We start from the raw sequence: 15,681 nt of genomic DNA, 5'->3' as shown, positions 1-15,681 counted from the left end.
GAGGCGGATGGCACGCCGCCCCGGCGACCCCATATCGTTGCGCGGGCAGCCTTCCGGAGGTGGAACCCGACTGTGCCCGACTACTACGCGGTACTCGGCGTGGGGAAAACCGCGTCGCCCACGGAGATCAAGGCCGCCTACCGTCGGCTGGCCAAGACGTTGCACCCGGACGCGGGCGGCACGGTCGGCACGTTCCAGCTGTTGCGCGAGGCCTACGACACCCTCGCCGACCCCAACGAACGCGCGCGCTACGACGCCGGCGTTCCGGCCGCCTCGGTGCCCAAGCCGCGGCCGCGGCGGCGGTTCGGCGAGCAGCCCGGCTATTGCCCGGAACCACCCGACATCGATCCGGAAAGCCTGGAGTGGTGGTCGTTCGCCGCGGCCGACCCGCGGATGCGGCACGGGCGGCGGCGCGGGCCGGGGCACACGCCGGTCGTCGCGGCGCTCGCCGGTGCGGTGCTGGTGTTGCTGCCGCTGGTCGCCGACATCGACTTCACGCCGCCGGTGCTGGTCGCCTGGTTCGCGCTCACCGCGGGCACCGCGTTGCTGGTCCACCGGCTCGCCCGCGGCTACCTGTCCGCGCGCCGCGCCCGGCACGAGTTCGCGGAGGAATTCGGCGGCAGCGCGGTGTTCGGCTCCCCCGGCGCCGAGGCCGACGAGCTGGCCGAACGGCTCACCGCCGAGCTGCTGGAGCGGTATCTGACCCGGCTGCCCGGCGCGCGCATCTTCCACGGTCTCGCGTGGCCCGGTTCGGTGTTCGCCGACGTCGACCACGCGGTGCTGTGCGGAAAACGCCTGGTCCTGATCGAGTCGAAGCTGTGGCTGCCCGGGCATTACGAAACCGCCGAGGACGGACGCCTGCTGCGCAACGGCCGCCCGTTCCGCGGCGGCGGCAGCCAGCTGGGAGAAAGCCTGCAGCGCTACCGCGAACTGCTGCCCGGGGTCGCGCTGCGCGGCGCGATGATCGTGTACCCCAGCCGCGACGGCGAGGTCACCACCGCCGAACCGGACGGCGAACCCGGGCCGCCGATGACGCCGGAGCAGTTCCTGCACGAGATCGGCGGCTGGCTGTCCGCCGAACCGTCCACTGTGGACCACAACGCGCTCCGCACGGTGCGCGCGCAGGTGACCGGAACCGGCCGGGCGGCCTGACTCACCGGGGACATATCCGGCACCTGTCACGCTTTGTGCATGACAACGGTTTCCGCGGACCGCCGTCCCGCCCTGTTCGCACTGGCCGGGATCGCCGCGCTCGCTCTCGGCGCCGTTCTGGTGCTGCTGTTGCAGGTGGTGCCGCCCACCGACGAGATCAGCGCGACCCGGCGGACTATCAGCGAATACGGGCTGTCGGACCACAAATGGGTCTTCGACCTGGCAGTCGTGCTGGTCGCGGCCGGTTCGGCGGTGGCACTCGCCGTGCTGCGGCTGCAGGGACGGCTGCCGGTCGTCGCGGCCGTGCTCGGAGCGTTCTGGACAGCCGGGTTGCTGGTGATCGTCGCGTTCCCGAAGACCGATTGGACCAACGCGGCGGCGACGGGCGCGGGCGGCACGCTGCACCGGATCGCCAGCGTCATCGCCTTTGTCTGTCTTCCGCTCGCTGTGCTGATCTCGGCGCGCACAGCCTTTCCGGATTCGCCGCGCCGCCGGATTCTCGCCCGCACGCTCGCCGTGGCGTCGCTCGCCTGGTTCGCGGTCATCCTCGGCGCGGTCGCGGTCGCCGCGCTGACCGACCAGCACTGGTGGCTGCTCATCCCCTTGGGTCTCGTCGAACGCGGGATGGCGCTCACCGAACTCGTCGCACTGGCCGCCTTGGCCGCACCGCTGCGCACCCGCCGCTGAGCCCGCCCCGATCGGACGAGGGGCTCGCGGTGCACGCGTAATAAGCGTACGCTTAGCCGCCAGCGACGGGTGCCGCGCCGTGGCATCCTGCGCAAGGCAGTCCGAGCAGGCGCAGGCCCGTCCGGACGTGCCGCCCGAGCAGGCTTTCCCCGACGATGAGGAGATCCCCCGTGACCGCTTCCCGTGTGGCCATCGTGACCGGCGCCGGCCGTGGCATCGGCGCCGCCGTAGCCCGCCGCCTCGCCTCCGACGGGTTCGCCGTCGGCCTGCTGGACCTCGACGAGGCCGGGGTGAACAAAGGCGCCGAGGAGATCGTCGCCGACGGCGGCCGGGCGATCGGCGTCGCGCTGGACGTCAGCGACGCCGAGCAGGTCGAGGCCGCGGTGACCCGCGTGGCCGAGGAACTGGGCGCGCCGACCGTGCTGATCAACAACGCCGGCATCACCCGCGACAACCTGCTGTTCAAGATGACCGAACAGGACTGGGACTCGGTGCTGAACGTGCACCTGCGCGGTTCGTTCCTGATGACCCGGGCCGTGCAGAAGTACCAGACGCAGGAGAAGTGGGGCCGGATCGTCAACCTGTCCAGCACGTCGGCGCTGGGCAACCGCGGCCAGGTCAACTACTCCGCGGCCAAGGCGGGCATGCAGGGCTTCACCAAGACGCTGGCGATCGAACTGGGCAAGTTCGGCGTCACCGCCAACGCGATCGCGCCCGGCTTCATCGCCACCGACATGACCGCGGCGACCGCCGAGCGCGTCGGCATGAGCTTCGAGGACTTCAAGGCCGCGGCCGCGGCGCAGATCCCGGTGCAGCGCGTCGGCACGCCCGAGGACATCGCGAACGTCGCGTCGTTCCTGGTCAGCGAGGGCGCGGGATTCGTGTCCGGCCAGGTCATCTACGTCGCCGGCGGACCGAAGGACTGATCGCGATGCGCGTGTTCTCCGATGTCGCCGAACTCGCCGAAGCAGTGGGCGGGCCCTTGGGCACGAGCGAATGGCACACCGTCACCCAGGAGCAGGTGCAGCTGTTCGCCGACGCCACCGGCGACCACCAGTGGATCCACCTCGACACCGAAAAGGCCGCGGCCGGCCCGTTCGGCACGACGATCGCGCACGGGTTCCTGACGCTGTCGCTGATCCCGGCGTTCCTCCCGGAGATCTACCGGGTCGAGGGCCTGAAGATGGGCATCAACTACGGCCTCAACAAGGTGCGGTTCCCGCAGCCGGTGAAGGTGGGCTCGCGGGTGCGCGGGACCGCTGAGCTGGTCGAGCTGACCGACGTGCCCGGCGGCAAGCAGGCCGTGGTGCGCTGGACCGTCGAGATCGACGGCGAGGACAAACCCGCCTGCGTCGCCGAGATGGTTTCCCGGCTCATCCTCTGAACCCTTGACCTCGCACGAAACTGGAGTCCCTCCGATGACCGAAACCGACCCGCCCGGCCTCGATCTGGCGAGGCTGCGCGCCCATCTCGACCGCGAGCGGCCCGGGCTCGTCTCCGGCGCTCTCACCGCGGAAGTGGTGCAGGGCGGGCGGTCCAACCTCACCTATCTCGTCTCCGACGGAGAGCAGCGCTGGGTCGTGCGCCGTCCGCCGCTCGGCCACGTGCTGCCGACCGCGCACGACATGCGCCGCGAGTTCCGCGTGATGAGCGGCCTCGCCGGAACCCCGGTCCCGGTGCCGGAAACCGTGCTGCTGTGCGAGGACGCGGACGTGCTCGGCGCGCAGTTCTACGTGATGCAGTACGTCGAGGGCACGCCGTACCGGACAGCCGAGGAGCTGGAGCGGCTCGGCCCGCAGCGGACGAGGGCGATCGCCGATTCGCTGGTGGACACGCTCGTCGACCTGCACTCGGTCGATCCGGAAGCGGTCGGGCTGGGCGATTTCGGCCGTCCGGAGGGCTTTCTGGAACGCCAGCTGCGCCGGTGGAAGAAGCAGCTCGACGGTTCGCGCAGCCGCGACCTGCCGGGCGCGGACCGGCTGCACGACCAGCTCGCCGCGGCGATCCCGGCGTCCGGCCCGCCCGCCATCGTGCACGGCGACTACCGGCTGGACAACGTGCTCGTCGACGGGGACGACCGGATCACCGCGGTGCTGGACTGGGAGATGTCCACGCTCGGCGACCCGCTCACCGATCTCGGCTTGATGGTCACCTACGCGCAGCGCGACCAGCTCTCGCTGCCGATGGTGTCCAACGCCAGCAGCGCGCCCGGCTATCCGGACACCGACGAGACGATCGCCCGCTACGCGCAGCGGTCCGGCCGCGATCTGTCCGCGCTGGACTGGTACGTGAGCTTCGCGTTCTTCAAGCTCGCGGTGATCCTCGAGGGCATCTACTTCCGTTTCCAGCAAGGAAAAACCGTCGGCGAGGGCTTCGACCAGATCGGTGCCGCCGTCGCCCCCCTGATCGAGCAGGGCAGCAAGACGCTCACCAAGGAGAACTGATGGACTTCGCGTTCGACGCCCGCACCGAGGAACTGCGCGGGCAGCTGCTCGAATTCATGGATTCGCACGTCTACCCGGCCGAGGCTGTTTTCCACGAGCAGCTGGCCGCGCGCACCGACCCGTGGTCGCCGCCGCCGGTCGTCGACGAGCTGAAGGCCGAGGCGCGCAAACGCGGGCTGTGGAACTTCTTCCTGCCCGGCGACCACGGCGCGGGCCTGACCAACCTGCAGTACGCGCCGCTGGCCGAGATCACCGGGCGCAGCCCGCATCTCGCGCCCGCCGCGGTGAACTGCGCCGCGCCGGACACCGGGAACATGGAAGTGCTGACCATGTTCGGCAGCGAGCAGCAGAAAAAGCAGTGGCTGGAACCGTTGCTGGCCGGGGAGATCCGCTCGGCGTTCGCGATGACCGAACCCGACGTGGCTTCTTCGGACGCGCGCAACATCGCGACGAGCATCCGCCGCGAGGGCGACGAGTACGTCGTCAACGGGCGCAAGTGGTACATCACCGGCGCGATGAACCCGAACTGCAAGATCTTCATCGTGATGGGCAAGACCGATCCGGACGCGCCCGCGCACAAGCAGCAGAGCATGATCCTCGTCCCGCGCGACACGCCGGGGCTGACCGTCGTGCGCGGCATGCAGGTGTTCGGCTACACCGACAGCGACCACGGCGGGCACGCCGAGGTGCTTTTCGAGGACGTCCGGGTGCCCGCGGAAAACCTGATCGCCGACGAGGGTTCCGGGTTCGCCATCGCGCAGGCCCGCCTCGGGCCGGGCCGCATCCACCACTGCATGCGCGCGATCGGCATGGCGGAGCGGGCGCTGGAGGCGATGTGCCGCCGGACGCTGTCGCGCGAGACGTTCGGCCGTCCGATCGCCGATTCCGGCGTGGTGCAGGACTGGATCGCCGAGGCTCGCGTGCGGATCGAACAGCAGCGGCTGCTGGTCCTCAAGACCGCGTGGCTGATGGACACCGTCGGCAACCAGGGCGCGCACACCGAGATCCAGGCGATCAAGATCTCCACCCCGCTGACCGTCGAATGGATCCTGGACAAGGCGATCCAGGCGCACGGCGCGGGCGGTGTTTCGCAGGACTTCCCGCTCGCGGAGATCTGGGCCGGGGTGCGCACGCTGCGGCTCGCCGACGGTCCGGACGAGGTGCACAAGCGTTCGCTGGCGCGGCGCGAGCTGAAGAAGTACCGGACGGAGGCGGGCAAATGACCGCCGAAGAGCTGCGCGCGCAGGTCGCGGAGTTCCTGGCGGCGCACGATCCCGCGACGATGTCCACTGTGGACTTCCTGCGGGCCCGCTTCGACGCCGGGCTCGCCTGGGTGCACTTCCCCGAGGGGCTCGGCGGACAGGGTGCTCCGCGCGCGCTGCAGGGCGAGGTCGAGGCCGCTTTCGCCGCGGCCGGCGCGCCGGACAACAACCCGCGCCGGATCCTGATCGGGCTCGGCATGGCCGCGCCGACCATCCTCGCGTTCGGCACCGAGGAGCAGAAGAAGCGCTACCTCCGTCCACTGTGGACTGGCGAGGAAGTGTGGTGCCAGCTGTTCAGCGAACCGGGCGCCGGCTCCGACCTCGCCGCGCTGGCGACGCGCGCGGTCCGCGACGGCGACGACTGGGTCGTGACCGGGCAGAAGGTGTGGACGTCCAGCGCGCATCTCGCGCAGTGGGCCATCCTCGTCACCCGCACCGATCCGGACGTGCCGAAGCACCAGGGCATGACGTACTTCCTGTGCGACATGACCGCGCCCGGCGTCGAGGTCCGGCCGCTGCGGCAGATCACCGGCGAGGCGGAGTTCAACGAGGTCTTCCTGACCGACGTGCGGATTCCGGATTCCCAGCGGCTCGGCGCGGTCGGCGAGGGCTGGAAGGTCGCGCAGACCACGTTGATGAACGAACGCGTCGCGATCGGCGGCACCGCGATGCCGCGCGAGGGCGGCATGATCGGGCTCGTCGCGAAGACGTGGCGGGACCGTCCGGAGCTGCGCACGCCGGAACTGCGCGACCGGCTCGTGCAGCACTGGGTCGAAGCCGAATCGCTGCGGCTGGCCGGAGAAAGGCAGCGGCAGCAGCTCGCCGTGGGCGCGCCCGGCCCGGAGGGTTCGGCGATGAAGGTGGCGTTCGCCGAGCTCAACCAGCAGCTGTCCGGCCTGGAGCTGGAGCTGCTCGGCGAAGAGGGCCTCCGCTACGAGGACTGGACGATGCGCCGTCCGGAACAGGTCGACTTCTTCGGCCGCGACGCCGGGTACCGGTACTTGCGCGCCAAGGGGAATTCGATCGAGGGCGGCACCTCGGAGGTGCTGCGGAACATCATTTCCGAACGCGTGCTGGGGCTGCCGTCCGAGCCGCGGGTGGACAAGGACGTCGCCTGGAAGGACCTGCCGCGATGAGCACCCCGGACCTGCTGTACTCGGAGGTGGAAGAGGATCTGCGGTCGTCGGTGCGGGCGCTGCTCGCCGACCGCGCCGGGCCGGCCGCGCTGCTGGCGCGGGTCGAAACGGACACGCCGTACGACCTCTCCCTGTGGAAGACGCTGGCCGCCGACCTCGGCACGGCGGGCCTGATGGTGCCGGAATCCCTGGGCGGACACGGGGCTTCGACGCGCGAGGTCGCGGTCGTCATGGAGGAACTGGGCCGAAGCGTCGCGCCGGTGCCGTATCTCGGCAGCGCGGTGCTCGCGACGGCCGCGCTGCTGGCGGCGGGCTCGGATCTGCTCCCCCAGCTCGCTTCCGGTTCGGTGATCGGCGCTCTGGCGGTGCCTTTGTCGACCGCTCCGGGTTCGCCTTTCCCTTCTGCGGTTTCGTTTCTGGACGGAACCTTGACCGGGCGAGTGTCCACAGTGGTCGATGCTTCGGTCGCGGATCTGCTGGTCGTTCCGGCGGTCGGTCCGGACGGGCCTGGCCTTTACGCCGTGGACGCTTCCGCGGCGACGGTGACCGAGGCCGTGTCGCTGGACCACACCCGGCGGATCGCCGACGTGACCCTGGATTCCGCTGCCGCGCAAGTGATTTGCACGGGTACCGCAGCGGCGGAGGCGTTGGACAGCGCCCTGACGACTGCGGCGGGGCTGCTGGCTTCGGAGCAGACTGGGATCACCGAGTGGGCGCTGACGGAGACCGTGACGTACCTGAAGGGGCGGTACCAATTCGGCCGTCCGGTCGGGGGTTTTCAGTCTCTGAAGCACCGGTTGGCGAACCTGTACACGGAATTGGTCAACGCGCGGGCGACGGCTCGGTACGCGGCCGATGCGCTGGCGACCGGGAACGACGTGCCGATCGCGGTGGCGGTCGCGCAGGCCCGAGTGTCGCCGATCGCGGTGCACGCGGCTGAGGAGGCGATTCAGCTGCACGGCGGGATCGGGATGACGTGGGAACATCCGGCGCATCTTTACCTGAAGCGGGCCAAGAGCGATCAGCTCGCCTTCGGCACGCCGGGGCGGCATCGGGCACGGCTGGCTGATCTGGTGGATCTGCCTGCCTGAGGTTTTTGCCTGAGGTTTTTGGCTGAGGTTTTTGTCGGTGGCCGGGGTTAGCGTGGTTGGCATGGACGAGACCCCGGCTTCACCGATTTTCCGGCACGCGCGGCCGTTGTTTCGGAGGCTGCGCTATGGCTGATCTGCCCGACGCTCCGGCTTGGGCTTATGAGCCACCGGAAATCCATCCCCCGGATCCGGCGTGGGCGTCGCGGGGTTCCGCATTGTGCGCGAAACTCTCGCGGCTGCTCGCACTGTGGCTCGCGCCTGGGCGGGTCGAGCATGTCGGCTCGACAGCGGTCCCCGGGTTGGCGGCCAAACCGGTGCTCGACGTGATGGCCCCGATGCGGGATCTGTCGGCGGAGACGGTTTCGGCGGTGGTACCGGTGCTTTCCGCTGAGGGGTGGTGTTTCGTGCCGCCGGTACTGGACGTTGCGGCGCCGTGGCGACGGTTCTTCGTGCTCCCAGACGCGGCGGGTCGGCGGCGGGTGGCGCATCTGCATCTGCTGCCGGAGGGACATCCGAGGTGGCGGGCACAGCTGAAATTCCGGAACGCACTGCGGGCGGATCCTGGGTTGGCTGAGGAGTACGCCGAGGTGAAGCGGCGGCTGGCTGGGGAGGTCACGGATCGGGAGGAGTACACGGCGGGAAAAACGGAGTTCGTACGGCGGGTCCTGGGCGGCTGAGGGGCAGGGCGGTCAGGGCTGTCGGCTGAGGGGCTGGCCGTTGAGGGGCTGGGCGGTCGGGGCTGGCCGTTGAGGGGCTGTCGGTTGAGGGGCTGTCGGTTGAGGGGCTGTCCGCCATCGCCAGGACGGATTTCGCCTCCACAACCTGGCGCGGTCGCTCCCCCACCGTGCGACCGTGCCCGGCTCACCCAAGCCGCCCGCAACCACCACACCCCTCAACCGACCAAGGCTCTCGGCCACACCCCACCGTTCACTCAGGCCCACTCAGACTGACCGCGCCCCAGACCCCGCCCTGAACCCGGCCACCGCCCTCGACCGACCAAAGCTCGGCCAGACCACCCCGCCCGCTCCCGGCCCCACACGGACCGATCGCCACCCAGATCCCGCCCTGAACCCGGCCACAGCCCTCAATAGGCCAAGGCGCATCCCGGCTGCTGGCCGGGCACTTTCCGCGCCCAAAAGATCCACCACGGCGCAGCCCCCTCGCCCAGAACGCAACACGGTCGTCCCTGTCAGACCGCAAAGCAAACTCCCCCAGGTCACCAACCGGCCGTGCCAGAATCCGCCGCTGGCTCCTCTGCCGCCCAACCCGCGAGGTGGCGACGAGGCCGCACCCCTCGGAACGGCGGCCTCGTCGCCAAGCTCAGGCCCGGACTCGAGCCCCGGCCCGATCAGCCGTGATACCCCGCCACGATCTTCGTGAACGCGTACTTCGGCTGCGAGATTCCGCTGCACTCGCCGCCGCCCGAGCAGTCCCGGTTGGTCGCCCAGAAGGTGAAGCGGGCGAGGTGGTGGCTGGCGGCGTAGTCGCGGATCGCGGTGAAGTCGGCCACCGACACGACCTCGCCGGGATTGTCGGTCTTGCCGTTCATCGACGACAGGCCCGCGTGCCGGTACGCCGTGGCGCTGTCCCAGCCGAACGTCGACTTCAGCTGTCCCACGAGACCGTCCACCGCGGACTTCGTCTTGCCTGCCATGTCGCCGCCGCTGGAGAAGTCGAACGGCATCACCGACCACACGTCCACCGGTGCGCCGATCGCTTTCGCCTGCTTGATCAGCCGCTTGCCCCAGTCGTTCGGGCCGGACGTTTCGGTCCCCATCGTAATCACGACGCGCACCCCGGGGTTCTTCTGCTTGGTGATCTTGACCGCGTTCAGGATCCGGTCCTGCACAGTCGCGTTCTCGAACTCGTCGGTGTTCTCGATGTCGAGGTCGATCGCCTTGAGGCCGTACGCGTCGATCACCTTCTGGTACGCCCCCGCCAGCGCGGAAGCCGACGAGCATTTCGCGCCGAGTTTCGTGCCGGACCAGCCGCCGAAGGACGGGATGACGTCGCCGCCCGCGTCGCGGATGCTCTTGATCAGGGTTTGGTCCGAGCCGGTCAGCGAACGGTCGCCGTCCCACTTCGGGGTGCACGAACCGTCCGACAGCATGAACGCGAGCGTGAACGTCTTGATCCCGGTCGCGGACATCGCCGCCGACGCACTGGTCTGCCCCGCCCACTGGTACAGATACGGCGAAGCGAGCACCGGGTCCGGAGCGGCCGCGAGCCGCGGACCGGGCGCGGCCGTGGCCACCCCGGCCGCGGTCGCGAGAGCCGCCCCTGCCGCCGCCGCGAGCGCGGCCAGCCGACGCACTGATTTCATCGTGTTCCTCCCACGAGCACCACGGAACACCTCCGGTTTGAGGCGGCGGGATCAACCCGGGAGGAGTGCACCCGGAAGGGTGCCGTCACACAGTGGACTAGACCAAATCAGCGTGTCAAGAGCCACTGCCCGAACGGCGCACCGGACCGGAAAGGGCGCGCCCGGCCCGTTTTCCCCCGGCCGGGCGAGGCCGAAAGTCAGGAGCGGCCGGCGGCGGCCCCCTCGCCGAGTCCGTCGGAGAAGTCGTGGTCGCGGGTCTCCGGCAAGGCCAGCACGCACAGGAAGCTGAGCACCCCGAGCGCGACCAGCACGAGCGAAACCGGAACCGTCGAACCGGTCGACGCCCACAGATCGGTCGAGATCAACGGCACGATCCCGCCGCCGATCACCCCGGCGACGCTGTACGCGATCGACGCGCCGGAATACCGGTACCGCACCCGGAACAGCTCGGGCAGAAACGCGCCCATCGGCCCGTACAGCATCGCGAAGCACGCCAGGCCGCCGACGAAGCCGAGCGTCAGCAGCACCGGGTTCCCCGTCCGCAGCAAAGTGAACAGCGGAAACGCCCACACCACAACGGAAACCGCGGCCGCCGCGCTCAGCCGCCGACGGCCCCATCGGTCGGATTTCATCGCGAACACGAGCGTCGCGACACCCATCACGGTGGCCGCGATGAGCAGGCTGATCAGGACAGTCGTGCGCGGGATGCCGAGCGTGGTCGTCGCCATCGAAAGACAGAATGTCGTGACGGTATAGAAAAGCGCGTGCGCGAGCACGAACGACAACGTCGACAGCACCAAAACCCGCGGTTGTTTCCGCAGCAGTTCAAACAGCGGGACTTTCACCTGTTCGGCTTTGTCCAACGCGGCCTGGAAAACCGGCGTCTCGGCGATCTTGATCCGGATGTAGAACCCGACCGCCAGCAGCACCGCGGAGAACAGGAACGGCAGCCGCCAGCCCCAGGACAGAAACTCGGCGGGCGGGAGCACGGCGTCCAGCAGCAGGAACAGCAGATTGCCCAGCACGAAGCCGATCGCCGGGCCGAGCTGCGGGAAAGCCGAGTACAGCCCGCGTTTGCCCGGCGGCGCGTACTCCGTCGACATCAGCACCGCGCCGCCCCATTCGCCGCCGAGGCCGATGCCCTGCACGAAACGCAGCACCACCAGCAGGATCGGCGACCAGATGCCGAGCGTGCCGTAGTCCGGCACCAGCCCGACGGCCACTGTGGACAGTCCCATCACCAGCAAGGACGTGACCAGCATGGACTTGCGGCCGATCCGGTCGCCCCAGTGTCCGAAAAGGATCGCCCCGACCGGACGCGCGACGAACCCCACCGCGAACGTGCCGAGCGAGGCCAGCACCCCGGCGGCCGAGGAGAACGTCGGGAAAAACACCTTCCCGAACACCAGCGCCGCCGCGGTCCCGTAAATGTAGAAATCGTAGAACTCGATGGCCGTGCCAATGAGACTGGCGGTGGCGATGCGCGACATGTCGGCCCGCGCGGGTGCGGTCATTCCGGCTCCCTGTTCTCCCCTGCGGCCCCGTGCCGCCCCGGGGAGAATATCGGGTCACGCGTCGCCGGGCAGCTCCTCCATTTTCCGCTGCAGCTTGTTCATCCCGCCGAGCCAGCGATCGGTTTCGGTGGCGCGCAGCGCATAGAAGTCGGCGACCTCGGGGTGCGGCAGCACCAGGAACCGGTTCTCCGCCATCGCGACGAACAGCGCGTCGGCCACCTGCGGCGGGTCGATCGCGGACGCGCCCATCAGCAGTTTTCCGCGTTCGCCGGTTTCCTCCAGCATCGCGGTGCGCACGCCCTGCGGGCAGATCGCCTGGACGGTGATCCCGCGGTGCCGGTAGGTGGCGGACAGCCATTCCGCGAACGCCAGCGCGCCGTGTTTGGTCACCGAATACGGAGCAGAGCCGAGGCTGGTGAGCACACCGGCTGCGGACACCGTCGCGACAAACCGGCCCTCGCCGCGCTCCAGCCACGCCGGCAGCAGCAACCGCGCCGCGCGGACGTGCGCCATCACGTTCACGTCCCACGCCAGCGACCACGCATCCTCGTCCGCACGGGCGTCACCGAACGGCGCGACCCCGGCGTTGGCACAGAAAACGTCGATCTCGCCGAGCGTTTCGCGGGCGGCGTTGATCAGGTCAGCCACCCCGGACTCGCTTGCCACGTCACCGGCGAACGACGTACCGCCCACCTCCGCCGCGACTTCGGCAGCACGGTCGCCGTCGAGGTCCGCGACGACGACGCGAGCCCCGTCCGCAGCGAATCGCCGCGCCAGCGCCGCCCCAATTCCGCCGCCACCGCCCGTGATGACGACCCCGGCGCTCACAGACCGCCGCCGAGCGTCACGCCGCCGTCGAGAACGACTGTCTGCCCGGTCATCCAGCCCGCTTCGCCGGACAACAGGAACGCCACCGCGCCCGCGATGTCCTCCGGCACACCGAGCCGCTTCATCGGATACGCCGCCGCGACTTCTTCCTCGCGCCCCTCGTAAAGCGCGGTCGCGAACTGCGTTTTGACCACCGCCGGAGCCACCGCGTTCACCCGGATCTTCGGACCGAGCTCGGCCCCGAGTTCCTGGGTGAGCCGGATCAGCGCGGCCTTGCTGACGCCGTACATGCCGATGCCCGGCGAGGTGCGGATGCCCGCGATCGAGGCGACGTTGACGACCGCCCCGCCGTGCTCGCCCATCCACGCGTCGCGCGCGGCGCGGATCCACGACAGCGGCGCGACCACGTTCACCGCGAAGATCTTGCTCGCGGCGGCCGGGTCGATATCCACCATCGGACCGAAAACCGGGTTGATGCCGGTGTTGTTGACCAGCATGTCGAGACTGCCGAACTTCTCGACCGCGGCGGCGACCGCCTCCTGCTGGTGCGCGGCGTCGTCGGCCTTGCCGGGCACCGCGATCGCGACGTCCGGACCGCCGAGCTGCTCGACGGCCTCCGCGAGCGGTTCCGGCTTGCGCGCCGTGATGCACACCTTCGCCCCGCGCTCGACGAGCCCCTTCGCGATGGCCAGCCCGATCCCCCGGCTGGCCCCTGTGACCAGGGCAACCCGGTCCTTGAACGACTCCACCACACCGTCTCCTTGTCCGCCGCTGGACAGCCACTGCTAAGCGACCGCTTAGCAGAGAATATCGGTGATACCTCGCCACGCAACCTCAAGCCGCTGCAGCGGCCGTCACAACACCGCGGGTTACCAATGCCCAAACCCTGCGTGTCCACTGGAAGTCGCCCCGGTCGGCCGCCGCATCGCCGCCGCCTGCGGCGAACGGCTGCGCCCGGTCACCCTGGAACTAGGCGGCAAGTCCTCGGCGGTGGTGCTCGAAGACGCCGACCTCGACCAGCTGGCCTCGGTCCTGATCCGCACCTGCCTGCGCAACACCGGCCAGACCTGTTACCTCGCCACCCGCATCCTCGCGCCGTCGTCGCGCTACGCCGAGGTGCTCGACGTGGTGACGCGCACCGTTTCTTCGGCCCCGCAAGGCGACCCGTTCGACGAACAGACGGTCTTCGGGCCGATGGCCTCGCGCGCCCAGTACGAAACAGTCCGCGAGTACCTCGTCTCCGCCCACGACGAAGGAGCCCGCGCCACGACCGGCGGCCACCCGCTCGCCACCGACCGGGGCTGGTTCATAGAACCCACTGTTTTCGCCGATGTCACGCCGGACATGCGCATCGCCCGGGAGGAGATCTTCGGCCCGGTGGTGTGCGTCCTGCGGTACGACAACGTCGACGAGGCGGTCGCACTCGCCAACGACACCGCCTACGGACTCGGCGGAGTGGTCTTCTCGGCCGACCCGGCGGCGGCACAAGCGGTCGCGAACCGGATGGACACCGGGTCGGTCGACGTGAACTTCTTCGGTTCCAACCACAACGCGCCCTTCGGCGGCAGGCACGACTCGGGCATCGGCGTGGAGTACGGAGTCGAGGGTCTGGCACAGTACGTCAGCTACAAATCGATCCACCGCCGGACCGGGTGAGACGCCGGTCCCGGCCTGCCGGAGCTGTGCGGGCGACTACCGCACTCGTCGCGTCGAGCTGAGGTTCGCCGGAGTCGAGGAAAAACGCAGCCTCGAGCCCAGCGACTGCCGAGCAACGCGTCGTCGGTGAAGAGGTCGACGAGGCAGTGCGGACCGAGCAGTTCCGGGTTGATCATCCACGAGCGGGCGCGCCGTGGTGACCGCGTGCTCCGCGCTGCTGGCGTCGCGGCGTTCCTGCGGCCCTTGCGCACCTGGGCGAATCGCCCGGCGATGCCTGCGATTCGGGGCTCGATCTCATGATCCCGGTCAGGCCGGCGGCAACACCGGGTCGCGCCTGAGTTCCGCCTTGGCGATCGAGCGCAGGTGCACCTCGTCCGGTCCGTCGAACAGACGCATCGCCCGATGCCAGGCATACATTGCGGCCAACGGCGTCACGTCCGTGACCCCGGCTCCGCCGTGCAGCTGAATCGCGCGGTCGATCACGCGGGTCGACGCGCGCGGCACCGCGACCTTCGCCATCGCGACCAGGTCGCGCGCGGCTTTGTTGCCAGCTACGTCGATGACGTGGCTGGCGCGCTGGCACAACAGCCGAGCCTGGTCGATCTCCAGCCGCGATTCGGCGATCTGCTGCCGCACGACGCCTTGGTCCGCCAGCGGCCCGCCGAACGCGACCCGCCCCTTCGCTCGCTCGACCATCAGCGCGAGGGCTCGTTCGGCCGCCCCGAGCGCGCGCATGCAGTGGTGGATGCGCCCGGGCCCGAGCCGGGCCTGTGCCGCGGCGAATCCGCCGCCCTCTTCGCCGATCACGTTCTCCACCGGCACCCGTACGTCAGTGAAGCGCACCTCGGCGTGACCGTGCTGATCATGGTGGCCGAGCACGGGATAGTCGCGCACGACGGTGATCCCGGGCGTATCGCGCGGGACGAGCACCATTGTCTGCTGCCGGTGGGCGGCCGCCGCGGGATCGGTCTTGCCCATCACGATGAAGACGGCGCATCGCGGGTCCATCGCCCCGCTGGTCCACCACTTGCGGCCGTTGATCACGTAGGTGTCGCCGTCGCGCTCGATCCGGGTGGCGATGTTCGTGGCGTCGCTGCTGGCGACCTCCGGTTCGGTCATCGCGAAAGCGGAGCGGATCTCGCCGGCCAGCAGCGGGGCGAGCCACTGCTGCTTCTGCTCGGCGCTGCCCAGCAGATGCAGCAGTTCCATGTTGCCGGTGTCCGGGGCTTGCCCGTTGATCGCCTCGGGCGCGAGGTCCAGGCTCCAGCCGGACAGCTCCGCGATCGGCGCGTACTCCAGCTGGGTGAGGCCCGATGCGGCGGGCAGGAACAGATTCCAGAGATCCTGGGCTTTCGCCTGCCGTTTCAGTTCCTCGACGACCGGCGGCACGGTGTGGTCGTCCGGTCCGGCGGCACGGCGGCAGGCGACGTACTCGGCTTCGGCGGGGAGCACTCGCTCCCGCATGAACACCGTCATCCGCTCGTGCAGTTCGCGAGCGCGAGCGGACGGGGCGGGAAGATCGTAGTCCAGCACAGCACTCCTCTGAACATTACCGAGCAATTGGTCGGTCCGACCGTACGGTCAAGTC

General features: G+C 69.7%; 15 protein-coding genes. 10 read left to right on the top strand and 5 right to left on the bottom strand.

The window, feature by feature from the left end:
• Positions 1 to 72 precede the first annotated feature (72 nt).
• From ATK30_RS33290 to ATK30_RS33250, 9 genes are all read left to right on the top strand, one after another.
• Complete coding sequence (locus ATK30_RS33290; protein WP_101438756.1) at positions 73 to 1,152, top strand: J domain-containing protein; 1,080 nt, start codon at positions 73 to 75, stop codon at positions 1,150 to 1,152.
• Between the two features lie 39 nt (positions 1,153 to 1,191).
• Positions 1,192 to 1,839: a DUF998 domain-containing protein gene (locus ATK30_RS33285; protein ID WP_101438755.1), complete on the top strand. Its 648-nt coding sequence runs from the start codon at positions 1,192 to 1,194 to the stop codon at positions 1,837 to 1,839.
• A 155-nt stretch (positions 1,840 to 1,994) separates the two neighbouring features.
• Positions 1,995 to 2,765 (top strand): 3-oxoacyl-ACP reductase FabG, encoded by a 771-nt coding sequence (gene fabG, locus ATK30_RS33280; RefSeq protein WP_101438754.1) that lies wholly within the window; start codon positions 1,995 to 1,997, stop codon positions 2,763 to 2,765.
• A 5-nt stretch (positions 2,766 to 2,770) separates the two neighbouring features.
• Positions 2,771 to 3,223, top strand: a complete 453-nt coding sequence (locus ATK30_RS33275; RefSeq protein ID WP_101438753.1) for a MaoC family dehydratase — start codon at positions 2,771 to 2,773, stop codon at positions 3,221 to 3,223.
• Positions 3,224 to 3,257: 34 nt separating this feature from the next.
• Complete coding sequence (locus ATK30_RS33270) at positions 3,258 to 4,283, top strand: phosphotransferase family protein (protein WP_101438752.1); 1,026 nt, start codon at positions 3,258 to 3,260, stop codon at positions 4,281 to 4,283.
• The gene (locus ATK30_RS33265) at positions 4,283 to 5,506 is read left to right on the top strand and encodes an acyl-CoA dehydrogenase family protein (protein ID WP_101438751.1); all 1,224 of its coding nucleotides are present in this window, start codon (positions 4,283 to 4,285) and stop codon (positions 5,504 to 5,506) included. The genes ATK30_RS33270 and ATK30_RS33265 overlap by 1 nt, the downstream gene beginning before the upstream one ends.
• On the top strand, positions 5,503 to 6,681 hold the full coding sequence (locus tag ATK30_RS33260) for an acyl-CoA dehydrogenase family protein (RefSeq protein ID WP_101438750.1): 1,179 nt from the start codon (positions 5,503 to 5,505) through the stop codon (positions 6,679 to 6,681). Before ATK30_RS33265 ends, ATK30_RS33260 begins: the two co-directional genes overlap by 4 nt.
• Positions 6,678 to 7,772 (top strand): acyl-CoA dehydrogenase family protein, encoded by a 1,095-nt coding sequence (locus ATK30_RS33255; protein WP_101438749.1) that lies wholly within the window; start codon positions 6,678 to 6,680, stop codon positions 7,770 to 7,772. Before ATK30_RS33260 ends, ATK30_RS33255 begins: the two co-directional genes overlap by 4 nt.
• Before the next feature lie 125 nt (positions 7,773 to 7,897).
• Positions 7,898 to 8,449, top strand: coding sequence for a GrpB family protein (locus ATK30_RS33250; RefSeq protein ID WP_101438748.1), 552 nt, complete (start codon positions 7,898 to 7,900; stop codon positions 8,447 to 8,449).
• A 671-nt stretch (positions 8,450 to 9,120) separates the two neighbouring features.
• On the opposite strand, the gene ATK30_RS33245 is transcribed toward ATK30_RS33250, so the two are convergent.
• The 4 genes from ATK30_RS33245 to ATK30_RS33230 all read right to left on the bottom strand — a co-directional run bounded on the left by ATK30_RS33245 (position 9,121) and on the right by ATK30_RS33230 (position 13,186).
• Complete coding sequence (locus ATK30_RS33245) at positions 9,121 to 10,095, bottom strand: chitinase (protein ID WP_183127871.1); 975 nt, start codon at positions 10,093 to 10,095, stop codon at positions 9,121 to 9,123.
• Between the two features lie 197 nt (positions 10,096 to 10,292).
• A complete protein-coding gene (locus tag ATK30_RS33240; RefSeq protein ID WP_101438747.1) occupies positions 10,293 to 11,609 on the bottom strand; it encodes an MFS transporter in 1,317 nt (438 codons plus the stop codon).
• A 54-nt stretch (positions 11,610 to 11,663) separates the two neighbouring features.
• A complete protein-coding gene (locus ATK30_RS33235) occupies positions 11,664 to 12,437 on the bottom strand; it encodes an SDR family oxidoreductase (RefSeq protein WP_101438746.1) in 774 nt (257 codons plus the stop codon).
• Positions 12,434 to 13,186 (bottom strand): SDR family oxidoreductase, encoded by a 753-nt coding sequence (locus tag ATK30_RS33230; RefSeq protein WP_101441196.1) that lies wholly within the window; start codon positions 13,184 to 13,186, stop codon positions 12,434 to 12,436. Before ATK30_RS33230 ends, ATK30_RS33235 begins: the two co-directional genes overlap by 4 nt.
• 64 nt (positions 13,187 to 13,250) lie before the next feature.
• On the opposite strand from ATK30_RS33230, the gene ATK30_RS33225 reads away from it, so the two are divergent.
• Positions 13,251 to 14,093, top strand: coding sequence for an aldehyde dehydrogenase family protein (locus ATK30_RS33225; RefSeq protein ID WP_208637468.1), 843 nt, complete (start codon positions 13,251 to 13,253; stop codon positions 14,091 to 14,093).
• Positions 14,094 to 14,399: 306 nt separating this feature from the next.
• Here the strand turns inward: ATK30_RS33225 and ATK30_RS33220 are convergent, their stop codons facing one another.
• On the bottom strand, positions 14,400 to 15,623 hold the full coding sequence (locus ATK30_RS33220; RefSeq protein WP_208637706.1) for an acyl-CoA dehydrogenase family protein: 1,224 nt from the start codon (positions 15,621 to 15,623) through the stop codon (positions 14,400 to 14,402).
• Between the last annotated feature and the right edge of the window lie 58 nt (positions 15,624 to 15,681).

The organism is Amycolatopsis echigonensis (assembly GCF_002846615.1).
In the GTDB taxonomy this organism is placed as follows: Bacteria; Actinomycetota; Actinomycetes; order Mycobacteriales; family Pseudonocardiaceae; genus Amycolatopsis; species Amycolatopsis echigonensis.
The sequence above is the reverse complement of the archived record's forward strand: the minus strand, read 5'-3'. Positions and strand labels throughout refer to the sequence as shown.